We start from the raw sequence: 23008 nt of genomic DNA, 5'->3' as shown, positions 1-23008 counted from the left end.
CAGCTGTCGAAAATCGTGCCCTCCCGCGCGTTGCCTGCGGAAGTGGGGAGCGCCGCACGCGACGCATGCCTGACGCGTCGCACAATCCAAGCCGGGTAATGGGTTTCCCTAATGGGCAGCGAAGAAGCCGCGAACAGCGCACTCGCCGTGGAAGACCGGGGCGAGGGCGGGAGAGATCGCCGATTTCCGCGGTGTTCGCGCGCCCACCGCCGCAGGACATCACGCGGCGATGCGGGATCGATCCGCGCTCAGTTCAGCGCTTCCCACTTGCCGTTGCGGAAGCGGTACATCGTGACGCCGCCTTCGCGGATGTCGCCGTTCTTGTCGAATGCGATTTCGCCGGTGATGCCGGGCATGGTCAGTTTCTGCAGCGCGGGCAGGTACTTCGACGGCTCGGTCGAGTTCGCGGCCTTCATCGCTTCGACGAAGGCCATCGTCGCGTCGTAGCTGTACGGCGCGTACAACTGCACGTCGGTCTTGAAGCGTTCCTTGTAGCGAGCGTTGAATTTCGCGCCGCCCGGCATCGTCGCCATCGGGATGCCGGCCTGCGTGCAGTAGGTTTCGGCACTCATCGCGTCGCCGGCGAGCTTGATCATCTCGGCGGTGCAGGCCCCGTCGCCGCCGAGAAAGCGCGCGTTCATGCCGAGCTGCTTCATCTGTCGCAGCATCGGCGCGGCCTGCGCGTCCATGCCGCCGAAGAACAGCGCGTCGGGCTGCTTCCCCTTGATCTTCGTGAGGATGGCGGTGAAGTCGGTCGCCTTGTCGGTCGTGAATTCGCGCCCGACGACCTCTGCGCCTTGCTTCTTCACGCTGTCGATGAACGCGTCGGCGAGGCCCTGACCGTACGCGCTGCGGTCGTCGATGACCGCGACCTTCTTCGCCTGCAAGGTCTGACCGGCGTACTTCGCCATCGCCGCGCCCTGCTGCAGGTCGTTCGCGATGACGCGGAAGATCCCCTTGTAGCCTTGCTGCGTGAGCTTCGGGTTCGTCGACGACGGGGTGATCATCGGGATCCCGGCCTGCTCGTAGATGCGCGAGGCCGGGATCGACGCGCCCGACGTCGTGTGGCCGACGACGCCTTTCACGCCGAGGTCGCTCAGGCGCTGCGCGACCGTCGTCGCGGTGCGCGGGTCGGCCTGGTCGTCTTCGCTGACGAGCTCGAACTTCACCGGCTGCCCGGCGATCTTCGTGCCCTTCGCGTTCGCGTCCTCGAGCGCGAGGCGCGCGCCGTTCTCGCCGTCCTTGCCGATGTGCGCGAGGGGGCCGGTCAGCGGACCCGCGTGACCGATCCTGACGACCGTCTGAGCGTGCGCCGAGAGCGCGAAACCGGCGAGTGCGAGGGCGAGCAGGGTCCTGTTCATTCGAAGTCTCCTCGTTGTCGTTGAGCCGCGGCCGACCTGGGATGCGATGACGGAGATCCCGCTCACCATCCGAGCCGGGCTGTGAGCGGCAGGATAGCGCGTGCCGCTCGGCGGCGACACGTCGGGACCGTCGGAGCGCACGATGGACGCGCTACACTCGTTTCATACGAGGCGCCCCATCCTTGGGGAAAGGAGAATTCCGGTCATGAAACGACTCATCGCACTCCTGTGCAGCCTGCTCGCGGCGATCGGCCTCACGGCCTGTGACTATTTCGCGCTCCGCGAGCTCGAGCCGGGCGTGTCGACCGCGATGGACGTGCGCGACCGGCTCGGCAAGCCGGGCACCGAGTGGAAGAACGACGACGGCTCGGTCACTTGGGAATACTCGCGCCAGCCCGAGGGGACGCAGTGCTACATGGTGACGATCGGTCCCGACGGCGTGCTGCGTTCCATCGACCAGGTATTGAACGAAAAGGGTTTCGCCCGCATCCAACGAGGCATGACGGGCAACGAGGTGCGACGCATTCTCGGCCGGCCCGCGAGCGAGCAGTACCTCGCACTCGCCGGCGAAACGGTCTGGAACTGGCGCATCGAATCGCCGCCGCCGGCGTCCGACCCGACCTTCTTTACGGTGCATTTCAACAACGACGGGCGCGTCGTCAAGACGACCCGCAACACGGAATATCGAGGGGGCTGAAATGTGGTCCCGTTTCATCGCGATCCTCGCCATGCTCTTCGTCGCCGGCTGCGCGAGCTATGCGCAGCGCCTGCCGCCGCTGACGACCGAGGCCGATGCGATCGCCGTCCACGGTCAACCGACGCGGCGCTGGGACAACGGCGACGGCACGACGACGCTCGAGTATTCGACGCAGCCTTACGGCGAAACCACGCTGATGGTCACGATCGACAAGGGCGGCATCGTGCTCGAACAGCACGACGCGCTGTCGGAGCGAAATCTCGGCAACGTCAAGCGCGGCATGACGAAGGACGAGGTGTCGCGCCTGCTCGGCACGCACCGTTCGGTCCAGACTTTCCAGATGAGCGGCGAGGAGGTCTGGGACTGGAACGTCTACAACGACGGTCCGGGAGTCGCGACGCTGTTCAACGTGCATTTCGTCGATGGCAAGGTCGTGCGCACGAGCCGGACTTACGTCTACCCGAACGAGGGCGCGTTCGCCGGCCCGATGTTCGGCTACCCGTACCCGTATTACGCGTATCCGTTTCCGTACCGATCCCGCTGGCGCCACCGCTATCCGTACTGGTCGGGTTATCCGTGGTACTGGTAGGGCGCCGTCGCGGTCGAATGTAAATCTCCCCGCGATCCCGGCACCCGCCGCGCGTCGCGCGGTCTTCAGAAGCTCTTCGACACCGCGAACACCACGCGCTCCTTGAAGATCTTGCGCCCGTCGCGGTCGCCATAGACCTTGTGGCTGCTATCGACGTCGGTGTCGTGGTAGCGCAGGTCGAAGGTCACCCTGTCAGGCAAAAAGCGGCGACCCGCGCCGTGACAACCGCGGCGTCGAAGCGCGCGTTTACGCCCCGCCCCTCTTTTGCCGAGCCGTGGACGCCGACAAATCCCCGCCGCCCGCGGCATCGCACAGGAAGAACTCGTCCTGGCGCACGAATGCCAGCGTCAGTGCGGCGAGCGCGGGATAGAAATCGAATTGCGGCTTTGCCCCGTCGCACCGGGACGCGAAGCCGGGGAGCCAGACCAGCAGGGCGTCGCGGAGGAAGGCTGCGGCGTCGCTCGCCGCCGCCCCGACATCGTCCGCGTCGCCATGCTGTTCGGCCAGGCGCGCGACGATCGCGAGGTGAATCGCCAGATGGTCGGCCGGTTCCTTGAATTCATCACGGATCGCGAGCGCGGACCCGGCGAGGAAAGCGCGCATCCTCGCTTCGGCCGCACCGCAGAAACGCGGATCTTCGCCGTCATACACCGACGCGTACGGCGAGGCGCCGGTCTTGTTGTCGAGAAGGAAGAGCTGGGCGAAGTCGGCCGCCAGTTCGAGGGCGGGATACTGCGCTTCAGCGAGCGTCGCGAGCGCCGCCCGCAGTCGTCGGACCTCGGTATCGAGGCCGAGCGCGGCGAGGCCGTCGAGTAGCGGCGCGGCGTCACCGGCGAAATAGGCGGAAAGCGTCTTCGACGGCACTTCGGCGGCGTACAGCGTGGACAGCCATCCATACACCAGCGCCCGCTGCCGGCAGGCGAGCTGCCAGTCGGCAATATCGAGGGCTGCGCCCGTCGCCTCCCGGCCCACTTCCGGGCCGTCTGCCTCGCTCATCAAACCTTGACCTCCCTGCCTTCGGGGTCGACTTCGATCGGCCCGCCGAAAGACATCACCGGCGGGGCCGTGCCGGTGAACTTCTCGATCTGCACGAGGCACGTGTTGGCGCTGGTCGCCTGCGCGAGGCTGGAGGTACCGATGTCGAGCGTCAGCGTATTGGGGTCGCCGTAGGTATCGAGCGTGCCCATGTCCGGGCCGGTCGGACCGTACCACGCGCCCTCCTGGATGCGCACGACGCCGGGCGGAAAGTTGTCCGACACGTTGGCGCCCGCGAGCAATTGGCCGCGGTCGTTGAACACCCGCACGAGGTCGCCATGCTTGATCCCGCGGGCAGAGGCATCGGCGGGGCTGATGAACACCGGCTCGCGGCCCTGGATCGCGTAGGTCGCGCGCAGCGGCTCGGACTCGCACAGTTGGGAGTGCAGGCGTTTGTCGGGGTGCACCGATTGCAGCCACAGGGGGTGGCGGTCCGAGCCGGGGCCGCCGTGCGAACGCTCGATCTTTTCCATCCACACCGGATGGCCCTTGCAATCGGGGTAGCCGTAGCGTTCGATCTTGCGGCTGAAGATCTCGATGAACCCGGACGGCGTGCCGAGCGCGTTTACTTCGGCATCGTCGCGGAAATCGGCGTGCCTCACCCACGGTTTGCCTTCGGGAAACAGCACGAAGCCCTTCTTCCAGAACTCCGCGAAAGGCGGCATCGGGATGTCCTTGAGGCCGTTCTCCTTTCGGCAATCTTCGTAGAGCTTCTCCACCCACTGCATCTCGTCGAGGCCGCGGGTGTATTCGTTGTCGCGGTTGAACCGGCGGGTCAGCGCGCGAAAGATGTCGAAATCCGAGCGCGAATGGAACAGCGGATCGATGAGTTTCTGCATCGCGATGATGCCGCGGTTGCTGTAGGAGCCGTACGCGTCGATGTCGTTGCGCTCGTAGGGCGTACACGCGGGCAGCACGATGTCGGCGAAGCGGCAGGTGGCGGTCCAGTTGTAGTCGATCGCGACGACCGTCTCGAGCTTTTGCCATGCCTCCTTCATGCGGTTGCGCTGCGGCTGCCGATGCCACTGGTTGCAGCCCGTGAAGATCGCCATCTTGTAAGGTGCCAGCTTGACCTTGTTGCCGTTGAAGTCGATTTCCTTTCCCGGCTCGAGCAGCGCGTCGATCACGCGCGCGATCGGGAGCACGGCGCTGTAGCCCTTGTAGTCGGTGTTGTCGTGCTTCGGTTTGCGGCCCGGGTCGAGGTTCAGCGGGAACGCGCCGGGCATCGCGGCGCCTGACGAGGACACGCCGACCGAGCTGTAGTGATGCGCGTAGCTGATGCCGCCGCCCGGCAGTCCGATCTGCCCCAGCATCGCTGCCAGCACCGCGCCCATCCAGTAGGGCTGCTCGCCGTGCTGCTGGCGCTGGATCGCCCAGCCGAAGATCAGCTGGGTGCGGTTCTTCGCCATCAGCCGGGCGAGTTCGCGGATTCGGTCGGCCGGGATGCCGCAGATCGTCGCCGCCCATTCGGGTGTCTTCTCGACCCCGTCCTCGCCCGTGCCCTGGAGGTAGGGCAGGAAGCGTTCGAAGCCGAGCGTATAGGTGTCGAGGAATTTCTTGTCGTGGAGGTTCTCCTTCACCAACGTGTGTGCGATCGCCAGCATTAGCGGCACATCGGTCATCGGGTTCACGTATTGGTGCTCGGCCGCGAGGTAGTTCTGCGTCTTGCTCTTCACCGGGTCGACGCAGATCACGCGGATGCCCTTGGCGGCGATCTTCTGCTTGAGCTGCTCGTAGTACGCGTAGGCTTCGTGCGTTTCGGTATTCCAGCCAACCTGCAGATTCTTGATCGGGTCGTTCGCCCAGAACACGATCAGCTTGCTCTCGTCCAGGATCACGTCCCACGAGGTGCCCTGGGAATAGACTTCGGTCGAGCCCAGCACGTAGGGCAGGATCGTCTGCCCGGCCCCGGTCGAATAGTCGCCCGCCGTCCCGACGCTGCGACCGTGCATGCCGACGCCCCGCACCATGTGGTTGCCGCAGCTGTGGACCTGCCCCACCGAGCGCCACCCGACTCCGCCGGTATGCAGCGCCCAGGGGCCATAGTCCTTCTGGATGCGCTCCAGTTCGGAGTAGAAGAGATCGATCGCCTCGTCCCAGCCGACTCGCACGAAGCGGTTGTCGCCGCGCTGGCTCGTGTCGCTCAGATGGCGCTTGCGGTACCAGTCGAGCCGCACCATCGGGTAGCGCACCCGCGAGGGACCGTAGATCAAACCGATGATGCCGTTGATCATCTCGGTCGGGTTCTTGTCGTGCTCGAACGGCCGGACCTCCACGACGCGGTCGCCCACCACCTTCGCGCGGATTGCCCCGAAGTGCGAGCCGGTGATCTTCCAGGTTCTGATGTCGTCGGTCGCGGCCGCGCCGGCGGTGGATGGGGCGGCCGCCCCGGCCCGGCGGGGCACCAGCAGGCTGGGCGCGACCAGGCCCGCGCCCGACAAGAGCGTCATCGCCTTCAGAAAGCCGCGTCGCGAGTAGTTCATGTTGTTGTCACTCCCTGATCAAGGGCGCGCCGTCTGCAACGTGCTGTCGGGCGAACCCGCGCCGTGCTCCGTCGTGCTGAAATCGGACGAATGGGTTTGCAGGTACTTCAGCACGACCTTCGCCGTGTCCTCGTCCATGTTCGTGAAGCCGACCATCCCGCCGAACAGCCCCGGCCAGGTGTTGGCGTCGAAGTGCGCTTCGTCCGGCTGCCGGTGGCAGACGCTGCAGCTCGTGCTGTAGCTCGATCGCGCGATCGTCCAGATCGGCTCGGCGCTGTCGATCAGGCTCCCGGCCGGAATCCAGGCTTTGGCAGTCACCTGCTGCCATTCGAGTCCGGTCAGCGGGTCTTCCTTCGACTCCAGAACAGTGACGAACTGCTCGTCGCGTGCGATCTCCTTCGTGAGGACCGCGCCGGTGATGTTGAGGCCGAAATGTCCGTACCAGACGCGGCCATAACCCTTGTTCTTGCGCCACAGCGTGAGCTCGACCTGCTGCGCATCGCCCGTCGTCTCCAGCACCTTCACCTTTGCGGCGACCTCGATCGAACCCACCTTGTTGGTGAGTACCTCGTCGGCAAACAGGTCCTGCGGCACCACGACGAAGTATTCCCCGCCTTGCTCGATGCTCTGACCCGCGGCGGCGGACACGAGCGTGTCGAAGGCCGGGTTGTGGGCGCCCTTCATGTCGGGCAACTGGTGGGCGATCCCCTTGTGGCAGTCCACGCAGCTCTGGTTTCGCTTTGCGGCGTTGCGCATCGCCACCTGGGAGGCCGGCCGCATGCGCTCGAAGTCCATGTCCTTGTAGTCGTGACAGGCACGGCATTCCTTGGAGCCGTTGGCGGCGAAGCGCGCCCACTCGCGCTGTGCCAGCACGATGCGGTGTTCCTTGAACTTCTCTCGCGTGCCGATGGTGCCGATGAGATGCCCCCACACTTCGCGGCTCGCCTGCATCTTGCGCGCCACCTTGTCGGTGAACCCATGCGGCACATGGCAGTCGGGGCAGCGCGCGCGCACGCCGGTACGGTTGTTCCAGTGCACCGTCTTCTGCAGTTCGGGGAGCAGGTTGTCGTTCATCGTGTGACAACTGATGCAGAACGCCTCCTCGTTGGTTGCTTTCATGGCCCTGTCGAAACCGGCCCACGCCAGCGCGCCGGCGATGAAACCGCCGGCCACCAATATCCCGAGCCCGATCCTCGCCGAGGGCCTGAGGAACAGGCGACGGATGGATCCGAACATCTTCTTCATGAGGTTGCTCCTGTCTAATGACCGGACAGGCGCGAGCGCGCGCCCATGAGCGTCAGCTTTGGCGGAAATCAGGAAGGCGGGCCGAAGAAGAGGATCTGCAGGAACCAGACAATGAAGCCGTAGGCCGCAATCAGCGCGACCATCGTCACCGGCAGGCCGACGAAGGCGAGCAGCAGGAAGGACGCCCAATCGTTGCGGTGGCTGGTTTCGGCTTCGCCGGTCGGCACGGAGATCCCGCGCAATTCGTTCTTCATCGGTCCATCCCTGTCGATGGTCAAAATGCGCGAAGTCGGCATGGATTCATTCCTTCCCAACCGCATGCGCTCGTCCCGCTTGCGGGGACCGTCGCGGTGGCAGAAAACCCGGAGAAGGAACCTGCCGCGCAACCGACCCGAACGGGGGCGGGAAAGCCTCGCGAGGCTGTCGCAGATCCGCGGCTGAAACGCCCGGATGATGCATTGAAGTCCCCGAATGCGCGGAGGTCAAACCCGAGCGCGACCAGACGCGCGAGCGTCCCTCGATGTTCGCGACGCGAACCGGCGCGGGCGCGTGGCACCGCGCGACGAGGCCCGTGGACCGGGTGCAGACTGCCCTGGAAGGGCCGGACGCGGGGGCGATCTCCCGCATACGGGAAGCGGCCGGTCGAGACCGAAGCGAGCGACTTCGGTCGTCGCGTCGACCGGCTCGTCCCGGCTCCGGCGAGCCGGAGCGCCCGGCCGTCCACTCGGTCCGGGGCGCTGCCGTCGAACATCGTGCAGTCCAACTGCGGCACCTCGCCCGCGCTCAGAAGCTCTTCGAGACGGCGAAGACGACGCGCTCCTTGAAGATCTTGCGCCCGTCGCGGTCGCCATAGACCTTGTGGCTGCTATCGACGTCGGTGTCGTGGTAGCGCAGGTCGAAGTTCAGCCCCCACATCGCTTTCGTGACGCCGACGTTCCAGTGCCGCCAGCCCTCGGCACCGTGACCGGTCAGCTCCTGGTAACCGACGGAACCGTCGACACCCCAGCCCCCGGCGAGCGCGACTTTCGGATGGATCGCATAGTTCACGCCCTTCCAGCCGTCGACGCCGAACCAGTCGTCGAGCGTCGGCGTGACTTCGAGCTTGAGGTTCACCGGCCCGACGTCGCGGTCGAGGTACATGTACAACTCGCTGTAGTTGTAGCGGTTCGCGCCGGGGTACTGGTACGAAAAGGCCATCACGTTGTAGTTGAAGCCGCTGTCGCCGATCGTGCCGAACTTGCCGAGGTAGGGGCCGACGACCGCGTAGATGTCGGGCGAGCCCTCGAACTTGTTCGTCGAGCCGAAATAGCCGAGGTAGGTGCCGCTCGAATGCGTCCACGTGAGCGATGCCTGCACCGCCGGCACTTCTCCGCTGACCGTTTCCGACTCGCCGCGGAACACGTAGTCGGTCGCGAACTTCACCGACGCGCCGATCGTGCCGCCGAGGACCACCGGCTTGTCCTCCGCCTGCGCGGTACAGGTCAGCGCGAGTGCGACCCCCGCGAGCATCAGCTTCGTGCATTGGCTTTTCATTTTTCCTACCTCATCGTCGTTGCAATCCGGGTCCGTCCACCGGACTCGTTAGCTTCGCATGATGGGGAGCGGAGATGAATGGCAGCGCCGAAAAAGGTGAATCGCGAGGCGGACTTTGTAAACCGCCGGGCGACGCGGTTTCGGGCGATTCCCGCGCCGCTCGCGGGCAGGCGGCCACGAGGCCGCGCAACACTGTTAACGTCGGTTAACGAATCCCCGCGCGGCGACAACAAAACCGCGCGGACTGTTCATCGCCGCTCTCTAGGATGGTGCTCGGAAAAGGTATCCAGGCAACCGGCACTTGATGGAGAGACAAATCATGAGCATGTCGAGAAGGGAATTTCTGAAGGCGTCCGTCGCATCGGCGGTCGCCGCGAATGGGCTGGCGTGGTTCGGCGCGGGCGAGGTGTTCGGCGCCGATACGGTGGTGATCCCGAGCGCGAGCCACTGGGGGCCGTTCAAGGCCGTCGTGAAGAAAGGCGTGCTCGTCGGCATCCAGCCGCTCTCCGACATCGACGCGATGCCGACGAAGATGCTCACCGAAGGCCTGATCAGCCGCGTGTATCACAAGACGCGCGTGATGTACCCGATGGTGCGCAAGTCCTACCTCGCCAACCCAACCGGCGACACCAAGCCGCACTTGCGCGGCAAGGAACCGTTCGTGCGCGTGACCTGGGACGAGATCCTCGCGATCACCGCGAACGCGATCCTGACGACCGCCGAGCAGCACGGCAACGAGGCGCTCTTCAGCAGCTCCTACGGCGGTTGGTCGCACGCCGGCCTGCTGCGCCCGCAAGTGCTGCAGGGCCGGCTCTTCGGTCTGATCGGCGGGCATTCGGTGACGACCGGCGACTACTCCGGCGGCGCGTCGCAGATCAGCCTGCCGCACATCATCGGCGACATGGAGGTGTATTCGCCGCAGACCGCGTGGGAAGTGATGGCCGAGCACACCGAGGTGATGGTGTGGATCGGCTGCGACCCGTGGAAGAACAACCGCATCGAATACACAGTCGCCGACCACCAGATGTTCCCGCGCTGGAAGCTCATCAAGGAGCGCGGCGTGAAGTTCATCTCGATCAACCCGCAATACACGACGACCGACGAGGCGCTCGGCTCGGAGTGGGTGAAGATCGTGCCGAACACCGACGTCGCGCTCTTCCTCGGGATGGCCTATCACGTCTATACGACGGGCAAGCACGACAAGGCCTACCTCGACAAATACACGGTCGGCTTCGACAAGTTCCTGCCCTACTTGCTCGGCAAGGACGCCGACGGCACGCCGCCGAAGACGCCCGAATGGGCCGCGAAGATCACCGGCATCCCGGCGCAGAAGATCGTCGAGCTTGCCGACCTCTTTGCGTCGAAGCGGACGCAGTTCGCCGGCGCCTGGGCGCTGCAGCGCGCGCACCACGGCGAGATGACGCACTGGGCGATCATCAATTTCGCCGCGATGCTCGGCAAGATCGGCAAGCCGGGCCAGGGCGTCGGCTTCAGCTGGCACTACGGCGGCGGTGGCATGCCGCAGTCGAATCACCCGATGCCGGTCGGCCTGTCGCAGGGACGCAACCCCGTGAAGACGCGCTGCCCCGCGTCGCGCATCAGCGAGATGCTGATGAACCCCGGCAAGCAATACACCCGTGACGGCGCGACGCACACCTACCCGGACGTGCACCTGATCTACAACGCCGGCAACAACTTCGTGTCCCACCAGCAGGACACGAACGAGCTGCTGCGTGCGATGAACAAGAAGGTGCGCACGGTGATCTGCCAGGATCCGTGGTGGTGCGCATCGTCGCGCTTCTCCGACATCGTGCTGCCGGCGACGTCTGCGCTCGAACGCGACGACATGAGCAGCGGCGGCACCTACAGCAACGACAAGATCTACGCGATGCGCCAGGTGATTCAGCCCTACGGCGAGAGCCTCGACGACTTCGAGATCTTCCGCCGCCTGGGCGAGCTGATGGGCGTCGGCTTCCAGTTCTCCGAAGGCAAGACGGTGCAGCAGATCCTGCGCGAGTCGTACGACCGCACGAATCCGAAGGTGCCGTTCGACGAGTTCTGGGAGAAGGGCATCGTGAAGATCGATGTCCCCGAGAAGATGCGCAAGTGGGTGCGCCACGGCGACTTCTACACCGACCCGGTGAAGAACCCGCTGCACACCAAGTCCGGCAAGATCGAGGTGTATTGCTCCGAGATCGACAGCTTCAAGGTGGCCGACTGCCCGCCGATCCCGAAATTCCTCGAGCCGGCGGAATACCTCGGCAACGCGAAGCCCGGCCAGGTGCATGTCGTCAGCCCGCACCCGTTCAACCGCGTGCATTCGCAGATGGCCAACGCCGACGTGCGCAAGTACGAGAACGTCAAGGGCCGCCAGCACGTGCGCGTCAGCGTCGAGGATGCCAGGGCGAACGGCATCAAGAGCGGTGACCTCGTCGAGCTCTACAACGAGCGCGGCGCGCTGATCGCCGGTGCGGTCGTCACCGACCAGATCATGAAGGGCGTCGTCAGCCTCGAGGAAGGCAATTGGATCCAGCTCGACTCGAAGGGACGCTGCAACAGCGGCGCGATCAACATCATCACGACCAGCGTCGCGTCGAGCGGCCTGAGCCAGGCGACGAGCGCGAACACCTGCATCGCGAGCATCAAGAAGTGCACCGACGCGGAGTCCGAGAACCGCGCGTACGAGCCGCCGCCGGTCGAGAAGGCCGGCAAGCTCGCGCTCGACGTCGCCGGCATGAAGCTCTTCGAGCGCGCCGCGGCGCTGAAGGGCGCGACGATGGCGAGCATGACGCCGGGCGAGAAACTGTTCTACGAGCGCTGCACGCTGTGCCACGTGCCGCGCGAGCCCGGTGACTACACGAAGAAGCAATGGCACGGCATCACGCAGAGCATGTTCCCGCGCGCCGGCCTGGACGATGCGCAGAAGAAGATCGTGCTCGACTTCCTGGAGAAAAACGCCAAGGACGCGGCCGTGATGTAAGGCGGTCCGGTACACGACGGCGCTCCGACCGGGGTGCCGGCGCGCGAAGCCCGGTCACGAGCCGGGCTTCGGCATTGATGGGCCGCGCTTCGGAGAGCCGCTGGATTCAGGCTCGGGGGCGACGCCCGTGCCAGCGCCCTTCGACGGGCTCGGGGCGAACGGACGTATTTGAGCAACGCACTTTGGATCCCGTTCAGGCCGAGCCTGTCGAAGCCCGGGCTCGCCGCCCGTCCCCCGCCAGACCTTCGACCCGATCCAAGCGAGCGGACGCGCGGGGCCTGGAGATTTATCGCGCCGCAGGGGGCGAGTAGCGGAACTGCGGCATGAAGGTGCTCGGCGGCAGCGAGTCGCCGAGGTCGATGCGGCTGAGGCCGGCGCGATCGACGACCTGCACGCGCGGGCCGATGTGCCGGGCCACCGGACGCCCTTCGAGGAGATCGACCGCCTGGCCGACCGACAGCCGTCCCTGCAGCACCGGCGCGTCCGACGGCGCGGCGAGGATGCGTCCGCGCAGAATGCCGCGGTATACCGCCGGGGTGAAATAGGTGGCGACGATGCCGACCTTGTCCTGCAGCCCGCGCTCGCGCAGCACGCTGATCGCCGCCTCGGCCATCAGCGCGTTGCCGACCAGATAGCGGACCTGCGGATGCCGGTCGAGTGTCTCCTGCACGAGGTTGCGCTGCACCGATTTTGCGGTGTCGCCCCACGCCGTCGCGTCGATCACGATGCGGCTGCCCGCGATCGCGTCCCGGAAGCCGCGGTCGACGAAAGGCACCCAGCCCGCGCCGCGCGGCCCGGGAAACCACGCGATCGGCACGGGCGGCCCGTTCTCCGGGTGGCGGCGGGCGAGGTATTCGCCGGCGCGCCGCCCCATCTCGTACCACGACACGCCGACCTTCGCCGCGATGCCGTCGTCGGCGATGTCATTGACGGTCGCAAGCACCGGGATGCGGCGTGCGACGTCGGCGATGACGTCGGCGAGACCGTCGAAGGACACGGTGCCGAGGATCACCGCGTCGACGTCGGGATCCGCGCCGCAGGACTTCAACTGGTCGCGCTGAATCTGCTCGTTCGGATAGCCGCCGGCCTCGAAGAGGCGCAGCTCGACGCCGAGCCGCCGCGCCTCGTCGACCATGCCGTAATCGACGCCGAGCCAGTACGCGTCCTTGATGTGCGGAAACACTGCGCACAGCGTCCAGGGCCGCGTCGCCGGCCGTGTCGGGATGTAGCGCGAGGAACTGGGCGCGCGCGTGTAATCGAACGGCGGCTCCCAGCGCACGACTTCGCGCGTGCCGCCCGAGACGGGTGCCGCGGCTGACAGCGCGAGCAGCGCGGTTGCGACGAAAAAGGGGAAGCGCCGGATGAGGGTCATTGGGGCAGGCAGGCGCCCGGTCGGGCGGAGCGAAAAGCGCCGCGATCGCAGCCGGCGACGGGGAAGGCCGGCCATCGGAATCGTTGCCCCGGGGCGCGACGGGCGCGCAAAATGGTAGTCCAACCGCGCGACGCGAACAACGCCATTTTCCCCGCCATTTCCTCGACTTCCTTCGGCCACCCCGCGCGGCGTCGTGGTCCGCCGCGCGGCGCATCGTGATGAACGCCTGGATCGAACGGCTCGATGCGCGCTTCGGCCTGATCGGCAAGGTGCTGCTCGTCCTCGCGGCGGCGGCGCTGCTGACGGTCGTCGTCGCCGCGACCGCTTGGCTGAGCTTCCAGCAGGTCGTCGCGACGCAGCGCGCGCTCATCGACGACGCCGTGCCCGCGGTCGATGCGGTGCAGGGGGTCGCGAGGCTCAATACGCGCGTCGCCGCGCTCGTCGAGCAGCTCGGCCGCGCGGCGTCCTCGGCCGAGGTGGACCGGCTGCAGCGCACGTTCGGCGAGCAGCTCGCCGAGATTCGGGGCCTGCTGCAACGCCTCGACCGGCAGCATTTCGAGTCGGACCTCAGCGTGTCGGCTGCCGCGACGCTCGACGCGATCGCGGCCAACCTCGCGCACCAGGTCGATGACGTCAGGCAGCGGATCGAACTCGGCGACCGCGAGCGGACCCTGCTCGCGGAGAACCGGCGCGCCGTGCTCGCGCTCGTGAGTCTCGCGGAGTCGCTGGCGGCGAACGCTTCGACCTCGACGATCGCGACCGTGTCCGGCCTCTATCCGCTCGTCGATTCGGGGCCGCCGAAGGAGCGCGTGTTCGAGTCGCTCGACCGCCTCGTCGAGGTGAACATCGACCGCATGGAGCGCATGGCCGAACTGCAGTTGGTGTGCTTCAGGCTCAGGACGCTGCTCGAGCGCGCCGAGCGTGAGGAAAGCCGCGAAGCGCTGGCGGCGCTGCAGGCGGACTTCGCCGCGAACCTCGAAGTGCTGCAAAGGCGCCTGCAGGACATTCCCGATCCGGCGCGTAAGCGCAGCGGCATCGTCGAATACGAAGTGCTCGCGAGCGCGGTCGAGCCGGACGGCCTGTTCGCGCTCTCGCAGGACCGGCTCGAGCGCGCCGGCGCCTTCCGCCGGTTGCGCGACGACGGTGCCGCCCTCGGCGCCCAGCTCACCGAGCAGGTCGGCGCGCTCGTGAGTGCCGCGAGGGTCGCGATCGACGCGGCCGGAGGCGAATCGAAGCGCGCCGTCGACCGCGGGATGATCGGCTTCCTCGCAGTCGCGGCGATGCTGTTCTTCGCGCTGATCGCGACGCTGTGGGTGCTGTTCCGGCACCATCTGCTCGGCCGGCTGCAGGGGATGGAGGCGGCGGTGCGGGCGCTCGGCCGCGGCGATTTCGACGTCGCGATCGCCACGCCCGGCAACGATCCGCTCGGTCCGCTGGCGCGGGCGCTGGAGCAGTTCCGCGACAACGCGCGCGAGCGCGAGCGCCTGGAATGCGAACTGCGGCGTCACCAGCACGAGCTCGAGGACCAGGTCGCGGCGCGGACCGCCGAGCTGCAGCGCAGCAACTCGCTGCTCGAACACGAAGTCGCCGAGCACGCGGTCGCGCGCCGCGAGGCCGAGGAAGCCAACAGCGCGAAGAACATGTTCCTCGCGACGCTGAGCCACGAACTGCGCACGCCGCTGTCGGGTGTCAGCGGCAGCGTGCAGTTGCTGCACGACACCGGCCTCGACCCGACCCAGCAGGAGTACGTGCGGATGATCGGCTACGCGAACGCGACCCTGCTCGAGATCCTCGAGGACATGCTGAGCTACTCGCGCCTGGAAGCCGGCAAGCTCGACTTCGAGCATCTCCCGTTCTCGCTGCGCGACGCGATCGACAACATGCTCGTGCTGCAGGGCGTGAGCGCCCGCGCGAAAGGGATCGCGCTGGTGCGCGACATCGCGCCGGACGTGCCCGACATCCTGGTCGGCGACCGCCGCAAGCTCAACCAGATCCTGCTGAACGTCATCGGCAACGCGATCAAGTTCACCGACGAAGGCTCGGTCACCGTGTCGGTGCGTGCCGTCCAGCCTGTCGCCCGCGAGCGGGCGACGCTCGCCTTCACGGTCAGCGACACCGGTATCGGCATTGCGCCCGAGCATTGCGCCGAGGTGTTCAAACCCTTCGTGCAAGTCGAGGACGCGAGTCAGCGCCGCCATGGCGGGACGGGCCTCGGACTCGCGATCTGCCAGCGGCTCGTCGAGTTGCTCGGCGGCCGGATCGGGCTCGACAGCGTTCCGGGCCGCGGCACGCAGGTGCGCTTCGAACTCGGATTCGAACTCGCCGACTTCCTCGACGACCGGCCGCGGGACGATGCGGACACGTCAGCGCCGGCGCAGCGGCCGCTCGACGTGCTGCTCGTCGAGGACGACGAGATCAATCGCATCGTCTGCGCGCGCTACCTCGAATCGCTCGGCCACCGCCCGCTGGTCGCGGAAGACGGCGAGGCGGCGCTCGAATTGCTGCACCGGCGCACCGACGGACTCGACGCGGTGTTGATGGACATCAGCCTGCCGGGCGCTTCCGGCATCGAAGTGGCACGCGCAATCCGAGGAATCGATGACGGCCGCTGGGCCGGCGTGCCGGTCGTCGCGATGTCGGCGCACGTGTCGGGCGACGCTTTCGAGCAATTCGCCGCCGCCGGGATCGCGGGCTTTCTCGGCAAGCCCTTCGACCGCGCCGAACTCGCGCGCGCCCTCGCCGCGGCGACGACCGGGAAGGGCGCGTTGGTCCCGGCCGAGGAACAGCGACCCGCTGGCGGGGAGGGCGGCGAGCTCGCCGGGGATTTCGCGCCGACCGGCGGGGATGCGCCGATCGACGAGGACTACCTCGCCGGCGAACTCGCGAGCCTCGGCGCACGCACGTTCGCGCACCTGCTCGACCTCTTCCGCGAGGATGCGACGGCGGCCTTCGTCGAGTTCGAACACAGCGTCGCGGTCGGCGATCGGGATGCGCTCGCGAAACGCGCGCACCGGCTCGCCGGCGCGGCGGGCAACCTCGGTTTCGCGCGGGTCGGTGCGGCATCGAAGCGGCTCGAAGTCGCCGCGCGCGACCCGGCGCGCGACCCGGCGGACCTTGAACTGATGATCGACGCCTTGTGCGGAGAGTGCGACCGGGCTTGCGACGCGCTCGTGAAGCGCCTCGCCGTCGAGGAACAGGCGAGCCCGCGGCCCCCGCGGTCGACTACAGCGGAGTGACGTCGGCGGCGAGCAGATACCCTTCGCCGCGCACCGTCAGGATCAGCTCGGGATTCTTCGGGTCGGCTTCGAGCTTCTCGCGCAGCCGCGAAATCAGCACGTCGATCGTGCGGTCGTTCGGATCCCACGCGCGGTGGCTGACGTTCTGCATCAGCCGGTCGCGGCTCAGCACGATGCCGGGCCGGCGCACGAGGCTCGCGAGCAGTTCGAATTCGCCGCGTGTCAGGTTTTCCCGCCGGCCGTCGCTGCCGACGATGCGCCGCTGCGCGATGTGGATGGTCCAGTTGCCGAAGCGATACGCAGCCTGCTCCTGCCCCGCGGGCCGGTTGCGATTGCCGCGCAGGACGATCTTGACCCGTGCGAGCAGCTCACGTGAATTGAAGGGTTTGGTGACGTAGTCGTCGGCGCCGGATTCGAGGCCGACGATCTTGTCGATGTCGTCGCTGCGGCCCGTCACGAGGATGATGCCGAGGCGCTCGTCGTGCGCGCGCAACTCCCGCGCGAGCTCCAGCCCGTCCTTGCCGGGCAGACCGACGTCGAGCAACACGACGTCGATCGACTGCGCGTGCAGAACGTCCCACATCTTCTCGCCGTTGCCGGCTGCATGGATATCGTAGCCGGCCTCGGAAAAATAGGCCTCGAGCCGCGCGCGGGTTACCGGGTCGTCGTCGACGACAAGGAGGCTGGGTCGATTCTCGATCACGGGCGCGGAACTTTCGTGGAACGGATGGCCGATCAGTGTTGGCCGCAGGGGTGCGCCGATTATATCGGGATTCCCTGTTGAAGCGCCGGGTTGAAGTGCCGGGTTGAAGTACTGGGGCGAGTGCCGGGTCGCGCGACTGCGTCCCCTGTCATCCAGGCCCGCGGGCTCCATTTGTCCCGGTCCGTCGAGGGGGTTTCCAAAGTCGAAAAATCCGATGAGCCAGGCGGATGAGATGTCGGCGTGGGGCGTGGGGCGTGGGGCGTGGGCCAGAGCGGTGAGGCGGTGGTGGCAAGCGCGTCTGTCAGCAGGATGCTCCGTGCGAGGATGCGACGGCCGCTGACAGTTTCGGTCTGCGCCAAGCGTGGCCCGCTCGACGTCGGCCGCGTGCGCCTGCCGCCTGTCGAGGTGGGCGTCGAACGCCGAAGCCATGCGGGAGGCGAGCGCGCCGAGCAGCAGCGGCGGGTCCCATTTATTTCAGGTCATGTCGGTTCGGCAGTGGATAACGGGGTGGGCTGGGAAGAGCGTTTGTGGTCTTCCATGCTCCGCCCCGCATCAAGTGGCTCGTCGAAACGAGCGCCAAACTTGTCTTGCAGCCCCGTCAGTCCGACCAGCCCTGCATACGCTGGGGCTCGGCGTTGTGGCGGCGGGACCACCAGGGCAGGTAGGCGTTGCCTTCGCCGCGGGCGCGGAACCAGGGTTTGGCGGGGTCGAACGGGGTCGGATGCGCGGGCGGGCGCACCAGGACGGCGGTGACGGCGGGGCCGTCGGCGCGGGCTTCACCCGCGAAGGTCTCGCCGGTGGCGGCGACGACGACGGGGACGTTGCGGTGATGCGCGTAGGCGATCGCAAGGACCAGGTTGGTCGCGGCGGTACCGGCCCGGAGCTCGCCGAGCAGCGCCGCGGTGTCGAAGCTGTGCTCGAGAAACGGCTTGGCGGGGAGCGTCTCGGTCATCGCCTGCGCGAGCGGTCCGATGCGTCGGCTCGCCTCGGCGCTGCCCTGGCCGGCGTCGTGGATCACGTAGCCGAGTGCGGCGGGTTCGAGCTCGCCCCGCTTCGCGACGTCGGCGAACGCCTCGCGCCACGCCGCCGCCGCCCCGGCGTCGCCGACCGGCACCCGGCTCGCGCGGTGGATCCACGCGAGCGGTTCGCGGCCGGTTGGATAATCCGGATGCGCGAGCACGAGCAGTGCGCCGGTCTCGTTGAGCTGCTCATCCTTCGGAAACGACGGCGCATCGAACGCGATGACCCACACGGTCCTGTCGGGATGGGCTTCGAGATAATCGAGCGCGGCGTCGAGCGTCGCGAAGCCGGTCGCGGGCCCGCCCTGATGTACGTGCACGTCGGGCGGCGTGCCGCTGGGCGAATACTTCGGGTCGTTGGTCCCGAACGCGCTGATGATCTCGTTCCGGAGGTAGATCGCGCTCTCGTCGGTCGCGAGCCCTTGCGGCAGCGTCAATTCAACTCGGATGCCGGCGACGTCGCGCGACGGCTTACGGCCTTTGGCGACCGAGTAGAAGTATTGCGAGGTCATGAAGTAACGCTCCCAGAGCTTGGCGAAGAGATCGATCGCGTACCGTTGGAAGTAGCCCTCAAAGGTTTGCTTGCCGAAGAGGTTGAAAGCGATGCCGGCGACCGGGCGAACCGATCCGAAGAACTCCGGATCATTCTTGACCTGCCAGTCGTCCGCGTTCGGCTTGACGAGGCCAAGGGTCCACAGTGCCTGCCATTCGGTCGGGTAGTCGCGGCGTTGCAACGGGTTAAGCCACTGCAGCCCGACAACCTGTGCGGCGAAGTGATGGCGTTCGGTTTCGGTGTGTTGCCGGCGGGCCCGCTCGGCCTCGGTCGCACGTGTCTGCTGCTGCCGTTCGAGTTGGGCGTCGAACGCCCAGGCGGTGCCGGCGGCGAGTGCGGCGAGCAGCACCAGCGCGCTCCATTTGATCCAGTTCATCGAGGGGTCTCCGAAGTTGAATGAGGGGGTGGGCCAGGTGGCGGGTGACGCCAGGCGGGGAGACAGGAACCAGGCGGCCATCGCGAGCGCGGCGGCCAGCACGAGGCCCAACGCAAGGTTGCGGCGGCCGCTCACAGCCACGCTCCCGGATGCCAGCCCGACTGGTTCTCGCGCTCGTCGACGATGCCCGGCGGCAGCGGCGAGGGGACGGATTTCGGGTTGAACTGTGGATGCTCGTGCAGCCGCTTTTCTTCGTTGCCGTCCTTCCAGCGGCCCTTCTCGAAATAGAAGTTGAATTTGCCGTGAGGGTGCAGGGGATCCAAGGCCCGGCCCAACTGCCAGTCGGCGGCGACCCGCAACTCGTGCCAGTCCTCGCTCGTGAGGCGGCTCACGCCGACCGGGACGTCCCAGGCGAGCACTTTTTCGATATTCGCGGAGCAGGTCATGATCGTGCTGTGGTCGGTCGCATGCTGGTCGATGCTCTCCTTCAGAAAGCCCGCGATCTGTTCACGCGACCACGCGACCCACTCGGGGTCGGCCTGTTCGTCGCGCGGTTTCTCGGTCGCGGCGTCGCCGCCGCGGCGGCGGTCCTTCATGCGCAGCCTCGCGCGATGCTCGTAGCGCAGCCGGGCTTCGGTCTGCTCGTCGCTGCGCAACGCGTCATCCGCAGGGTCGGAGCGGAACGCCTCGTACGGGTCGTCGGGGTTTCCCGCGGTGGCTTCGCCCCTGGGGCGCAGGAGGTCGTGGTCCGGATCCCGATCCTGGTCGAACGCCGTGGGCCGGCCGAGACGTTCGGCCTGCGGCACATGCTTTGTCTTCAGTTCGGGTGCGTTGATGGGGATCGTCCAGTCCTCGCGTGGCTCGGCGTTGATCTTCAAGCCGCCCAAGGTGCCGGCGACGCGCACGACCGCCCAGACCGCGGGGGCGGTGAGCGTCGTGAAGAACTTCGCGACGGCGCTCTCTCCGGCTTCGAGCCCGCGCACCAGATCGAACCGGGCTGGTCGCGACGCCGGATGCCAGAAGGGCCGGTCCGCCCGGACGTAGGAATAGGAATAGCCGGTGTTTCCGACCTCATGCCCCTGGGCCCACACGCGTTGCCCCAGCACGCCCGCCGCGCCGGTCGCATTGATTTCGTCCTTCGACATCCCGCGCCAGCCGATCCCCTGGATCGTCTCCGCGGAGATCACGCGATCGTGCGGATTGCAGTAGAGCCTGACCTGTCCCTTCCTGGCGCCTTCGTCGTGGGCGAAGCGATAGGCGGGGCTGCCGTCGCGAGGCGAGCCGTTGCCCACCCAGCAGTCGATGTCGTCGGCCGGCTGATCGGTCCCTTGGCGCGCCCGGATCAGCGCAAAGAAGTTTGCGAGGGTGTCGCTGCGCGCCTGTCCGGTCTGTCGCCCGCTCTGGCCGTGGGCGTTCACGCTGCGTCGCTGAACCCAGTTGTCCGCGCCCAGGGAGCCGACGAGGCTGTAGGGCGCGTTCGCCAGCACGTAATTGTCGGCGATGGCGGGGGCGCGCTTGCCGTGGCGGTCGGTCACCTCGCCGAAGTGAGCGCCGTAGAACGCGGCCGCGAGACCGATCATGTTGCCCTGGCTGTGGCATACGAGCGTGATCGGCACGTCGGCCTGCTTCTGACGCACGAGCCGGACGAGTTCGGCGAGGCGCAAGGCGGCGAACGCGTAGTAGTGGCGCGGCGGGCACCCGTAGACGTCGCGGCCGGGTTCGGGATTCAGGTGCTGGGCGGTGAGCCACAGGAACAAGCGGTCGTCGAGGCCCTCGCTCCACAGATCGGCGAGCGCGGTGCAGCCGTTCGCGAACGGTCCGCCGCCCCAGTAGTTGTGCTCGTTGAGCCAGACGTTGGGGCCGAAGTGGTTGAGATCGTCGCGGTGCGCCTTGTAGCCCCAGCGGAAGCGGATCACCGGGGAATGATGTGGTTCGGCGGTGATGAAGTTCGTCGCCTTGCGTTTGGGATCGACAAAGCCATTCGGGTCGAGTTCGGGCGTATAAACCGCGGGCGTGAGCTGCCCCCCCGGGACGCCCTTCGTGTGCATCTGCTCGTCGCGCCGGCCGAGCCGGGTGTTGAGGCCGGCACACAGGCCCCGCTCGGTGGCGTCGAACCACTCGCCGTCGGAGTTGACGCCATGCACCAGGATGATGATGCCCGGCAGCGCGAGCGGCGCAGCCGCCTCGTGGCAGTCCTTCGCCGGCTGCAGCAGCGCCTGGGCTTGGGCAAGGGGTCGGGAGAAGGTCATTGGCGTTCAGGCCTCGCGCGGCAAGCCGAATTCGACTCGGGCGATGTCGACGGTGAGCGTGCCGAGCAGCAGAGCTGTCCAGTTGGTCCAGTTCATCGAGAGGTCTTCGACGTCCCAGGATGAGGTGAGTTGACGACCGCCCACCTCCGATCGCTCACGCGCATCCGCGTTTCGGTGTGCTCGTCTCGGTGGCAGACGGAACGTCTCGTGAGCCCCGTCAATCCGACCAGCCCTGCATGCGCTGGGGCTCGGCGTTGTGGCGGCGGGACCACCAGGGCAGGTAGGCGTTGCCTTCGCCGCGGGCGCGGAACCAGGGTTTGGCGGGGTCGAACGGGGTCGGGTGCCCGGGTGGGCGCACGAGGACGGCGGTGACGGAAGGCTCGTCGGCGCGGGCTTCGCCGGCGAAGGTCTCAGGGGTGGCGGCGACGACGACCGGGACGTTGCGGTGGTGCGCGTAGGCGATCGCGAGGACCAGGTTCGTTGCGGCGGTGCCGGCGCGGAGTTCGCCGAGCAGTGCTGCGGTGTTGAAGCTGTGCTCGAGGAACGGTTTGCTCGGGAGCGTCTCGGTCATCGCCTGCGCGAGCGGTCCGACGCGTCGGCTCGCCTCGGCGCTGCCCTGGCCGGCGTCGTGGATCACGTAGCCGAGCGCGGCGGGTTCGAGCTCGCCCTGCTTCGCGACGTCGGCAAATGTCTCGCGCCACGCCCAAGTCGCCCCGGCGTCGCCGACGGGTGTGCGGCTGGGGCGGTGGATCCACGCGAGCGGTTCGCGGCCGGTTTGATAATCCGGATGCGCGAGCACGAGCAGCGCGCCGGTCTCATTGATCTGCTCATCCTTCGGAAACGACGGCGCATCGAAGGCGACGACCCACACGGTCTTGTCGGGATGGGCTTCGAGATAGTCGAGCGCGGCGTCGAGCGACGTGAAACCGGCTGCGGGCCCGCCCTGATGCACGTGCACGTCGGGCGGCGTGCCGCTGGGCGAATACTTCGGGTCGTTGGTCCCGAATGCGCTGATGATCTCGTCCCTGAGGTGGACGGCGCTCTCGCCGGCGTCTAGCCCTTGCGGCAGTGCCAGTTCGACGCGGATGCCGGCGACGTCGCGCGGCGGACGCCGGCCTTTGGCGACCGAGTAAAAGTAATGCCGGCTCATGAAGTAACGTTCCCAGAGCTTGGCGAAGAGATCGATCGCGTACCGTTGAAAGTAGCCCTCAAAGGTTTGCTTGCCGAACAGGTTGAAAGCGATGCCGGCGACCGGGCGTACCGTGGCAAAAAACTCAGGTTTGTTCTTGACCTGTAGGTCATCCGCGTTCGGCTTGGCAAGACCGAGGGTCCGGAGTGCATTCCATTCGGTTGGGTAGCCTCTGCGCATAAGCGGATTGAGCCACTGCAGCCCGACGACCTGTGCGGCGAAGCGGTGGCGTTCGGTCTCGGTCTGCTGCCGGCGGGCCCGCTCGGCCTCGGTCGCACGTGTCTGCTGCTGCCGTTCGAGTTGGGCGTCGAACGCCCAGGCGGTGCCGGCGGCGAGTGCGGCGAGCAGCACCAGCGCGCTCCATTTGATCCAGTTCATCGAGGGGTCT

At 67.2% G+C, this 23008-nt stretch carries 16 protein-coding genes; 4 read left to right on the top strand and 12 right to left on the bottom strand.

The genetic code is table 11. The annotated features are described in order from the left end of the window. Positions 1 to 248: 248 nt before the first annotated feature. A complete protein-coding gene (locus ROZ37_RS19580; RefSeq protein ID WP_312662156.1) occupies positions 249 to 1361 on the bottom strand; it encodes a branched-chain amino acid ABC transporter substrate-binding protein in 1113 nt (370 codons plus the stop codon). A 205-nt stretch (positions 1362 to 1566) separates the two neighbouring features. Between ROZ37_RS19580 and bamE the strand changes: the two genes are divergently transcribed. Both bamE and ROZ37_RS19570 read left to right on the top strand, forming a co-directional pair. Next, on the top strand, positions 1567 to 2058 hold the full coding sequence (gene bamE, locus ROZ37_RS19575) for an outer membrane protein assembly factor BamE (protein ID WP_312662154.1): 492 nt from the start codon (positions 1567 to 1569) through the stop codon (positions 2056 to 2058). 1 nt (position 2059) lies between these two features. Then, positions 2060 to 2647 carry a hypothetical protein gene (locus tag ROZ37_RS19570; protein ID WP_312662152.1) on the top strand — a complete coding sequence of 196 codons (588 nt, stop codon included), beginning with the start codon at positions 2060 to 2062 and terminating at the stop codon, positions 2645 to 2647. A 65-nt stretch (positions 2648 to 2712) separates the two neighbouring features. Here the strand turns inward: ROZ37_RS19570 and ROZ37_RS19565 are convergent, their stop codons facing one another. The 6 genes from ROZ37_RS19565 to ROZ37_RS19540 all read right to left on the bottom strand — a co-directional run bounded on the left by ROZ37_RS19565 (position 2713) and on the right by ROZ37_RS19540 (position 8943). After that, positions 2713 to 2847: a hypothetical protein gene (locus ROZ37_RS19565; RefSeq protein WP_312662150.1), complete on the bottom strand. Its 135-nt coding sequence runs from the start codon at positions 2845 to 2847 to the stop codon at positions 2713 to 2715. A 46-nt stretch (positions 2848 to 2893) separates the two neighbouring features. Next, a complete protein-coding gene (torD, locus tag ROZ37_RS19560) occupies positions 2894 to 3643 on the bottom strand; it encodes a molecular chaperone TorD (RefSeq protein ID WP_312662148.1) in 750 nt (249 codons plus the stop codon). Further along, entirely contained in the window at positions 3643 to 6165 is a 2523-nt protein-coding gene (torA, locus tag ROZ37_RS19555; RefSeq protein ID WP_312662146.1) for a trimethylamine-N-oxide reductase TorA, read from the bottom strand. Before torA ends, torD begins: the two co-directional genes overlap by 1 nt. Positions 6166 to 6183: 18 nt before the next feature. Then, positions 6184 to 7410 (bottom strand): pentaheme c-type cytochrome TorC, encoded by a 1227-nt coding sequence (torC, locus tag ROZ37_RS19550; RefSeq protein ID WP_312662144.1) that lies wholly within the window; start codon positions 7408 to 7410, stop codon positions 6184 to 6186. A 68-nt stretch (positions 7411 to 7478) separates the two neighbouring features. After that, complete coding sequence (locus tag ROZ37_RS19545) at positions 7479 to 7664, bottom strand: hypothetical protein (RefSeq protein WP_312662141.1); 186 nt, start codon at positions 7662 to 7664, stop codon at positions 7479 to 7481. A 529-nt stretch (positions 7665 to 8193) separates the two neighbouring features. Next, the gene (locus ROZ37_RS19540; RefSeq protein ID WP_312662138.1) at positions 8194 to 8943 is read right to left on the bottom strand and encodes a TorF family putative porin; all 750 of its coding nucleotides are present in this window, start codon (positions 8941 to 8943) and stop codon (positions 8194 to 8196) included. A gap of 319 nt (positions 8944 to 9262) precedes the next feature. Between ROZ37_RS19540 and ROZ37_RS19535 the strand changes: the two genes are divergently transcribed. Next, positions 9263 to 11923 (top strand): molybdopterin-dependent oxidoreductase, encoded by a 2661-nt coding sequence (locus ROZ37_RS19535; RefSeq protein WP_312662135.1) that lies wholly within the window; start codon positions 9263 to 9265, stop codon positions 11921 to 11923. Between the two features lie 286 nt (positions 11924 to 12209). Here the strand turns inward: ROZ37_RS19535 and torT are convergent, their stop codons facing one another. After that, on the bottom strand, positions 12210 to 13295 hold the full coding sequence (gene torT, locus ROZ37_RS19530; RefSeq protein ID WP_312662132.1) for a TMAO reductase system periplasmic protein TorT: 1086 nt from the start codon (positions 13293 to 13295) through the stop codon (positions 12210 to 12212). Positions 13296 to 13513: 218 nt separating this feature from the next. Between torT and ROZ37_RS19525 the strand changes: the two genes are divergently transcribed. Then, positions 13514 to 16531 carry an ATP-binding protein gene (locus ROZ37_RS19525; RefSeq protein ID WP_312662129.1) on the top strand — a complete coding sequence of 1006 codons (3018 nt, stop codon included), beginning with the start codon at positions 13514 to 13516 and terminating at the stop codon, positions 16529 to 16531. Here ROZ37_RS19525 and ROZ37_RS19520 read toward each other — a convergent pair. From ROZ37_RS19520 to ROZ37_RS19505, 4 genes are all read right to left on the bottom strand, one after another. Continuing rightward, entirely contained in the window at positions 16518 to 17234 is a 717-nt protein-coding gene (locus ROZ37_RS19520; protein WP_312662126.1) for a response regulator, read from the bottom strand. The genes ROZ37_RS19525 and ROZ37_RS19520 overlap by 14 nt on opposite strands. Before the next feature lie 598 nt (positions 17235 to 17832). Beyond that, positions 17833 to 19182: a hypothetical protein gene (locus ROZ37_RS19515; protein ID WP_312662124.1), complete on the bottom strand. Its 1350-nt coding sequence runs from the start codon at positions 19180 to 19182 to the stop codon at positions 17833 to 17835. Positions 19183 to 19313: 131 nt separating this feature from the next. Continuing rightward, a complete protein-coding gene (locus ROZ37_RS19510; RefSeq protein ID WP_312662122.1) occupies positions 19314 to 21431 on the bottom strand; it encodes a hypothetical protein in 2118 nt (705 codons plus the stop codon). 217 nt (positions 21432 to 21648) lie between these two features. Next, positions 21649 to 23008, bottom strand: a 1360-nt coding sequence (locus ROZ37_RS19505; protein ID WP_312662120.1) for a hypothetical protein, incomplete at its 5' end; no start/stop codon positions are given.

Origin of the sequence: Aromatoleum sp. (assembly GCF_032027225.1) — a bacterium.
Taxonomy (GTDB): Bacteria; Pseudomonadota; Gammaproteobacteria; order Burkholderiales; family Rhodocyclaceae; genus Aromatoleum.
The sequence above is the reverse complement of the archived record's forward strand: the minus strand, read 5'-3'. Positions and strand labels throughout refer to the sequence as shown.

What these genes read in the sequence shown, in the direction of transcription:
- ROZ37_RS19525 (WP_312662129.1), top strand. Translation starts at nt 13,514, where the DNA reads ATGAACGCCTGGATCGAACGGCTCGATGCGCGCTTCGGCCTGATCGGC.
- torA (WP_312662146.1), bottom strand. Translation starts at nt 6,165, where the DNA reads ATGAACTACTCGCGACGCGGCTTTCTGAAGGCGATGACGCTCTTGTCG.
- torC (WP_312662144.1), bottom strand. Translation starts at nt 7,410, where the DNA reads ATGAAGAAGATGTTCGGATCCATCCGTCGCCTGTTCCTCAGGCCCTCG.
- torD (WP_312662148.1), bottom strand. Translation starts at nt 3,643, where the DNA reads ATGAGCGAGGCAGACGGCCCGGAAGTGGGCCGGGAGGCGACGGGCGCA.
- ROZ37_RS19540 (WP_312662138.1), bottom strand. Translation starts at nt 8,943, where the DNA reads ATGAAAAGCCAATGCACGAAGCTGATGCTCGCGGGGGTCGCACTCGCG.
- torT (WP_312662132.1), bottom strand. Translation starts at nt 13,295, where the DNA reads ATGACCCTCATCCGGCGCTTCCCCTTTTTCGTCGCAACCGCGCTGCTC.
- ROZ37_RS19570 (WP_312662152.1), top strand. Translation starts at nt 2,060, where the DNA reads ATGTGGTCCCGTTTCATCGCGATCCTCGCCATGCTCTTCGTCGCCGGC.
- ROZ37_RS19535 (WP_312662135.1), top strand. Translation starts at nt 9,263, where the DNA reads ATGAGCATGTCGAGAAGGGAATTTCTGAAGGCGTCCGTCGCATCGGCG.
- ROZ37_RS19545 (WP_312662141.1), bottom strand. Translation starts at nt 7,664, where the DNA reads ATGAAGAACGAATTGCGCGGGATCTCCGTGCCGACCGGCGAAGCCGAA.
- ROZ37_RS19580 (WP_312662156.1), bottom strand. Translation starts at nt 1,361, where the DNA reads ATGAACAGGACCCTGCTCGCCCTCGCACTCGCCGGTTTCGCGCTCTCG.
- ROZ37_RS19515 (WP_312662124.1), bottom strand. Translation starts at nt 19,182, where the DNA reads ATGAACTGGATCAAATGGAGCGCGCTGGTGCTGCTCGCCGCACTCGCC.
- bamE (WP_312662154.1), top strand. Translation starts at nt 1,567, where the DNA reads ATGAAACGACTCATCGCACTCCTGTGCAGCCTGCTCGCGGCGATCGGC.
- ROZ37_RS19510 (WP_312662122.1), bottom strand. Translation starts at nt 21,431, where the DNA reads ATGACCTTCTCCCGACCCCTTGCCCAAGCCCAGGCGCTGCTGCAGCCG.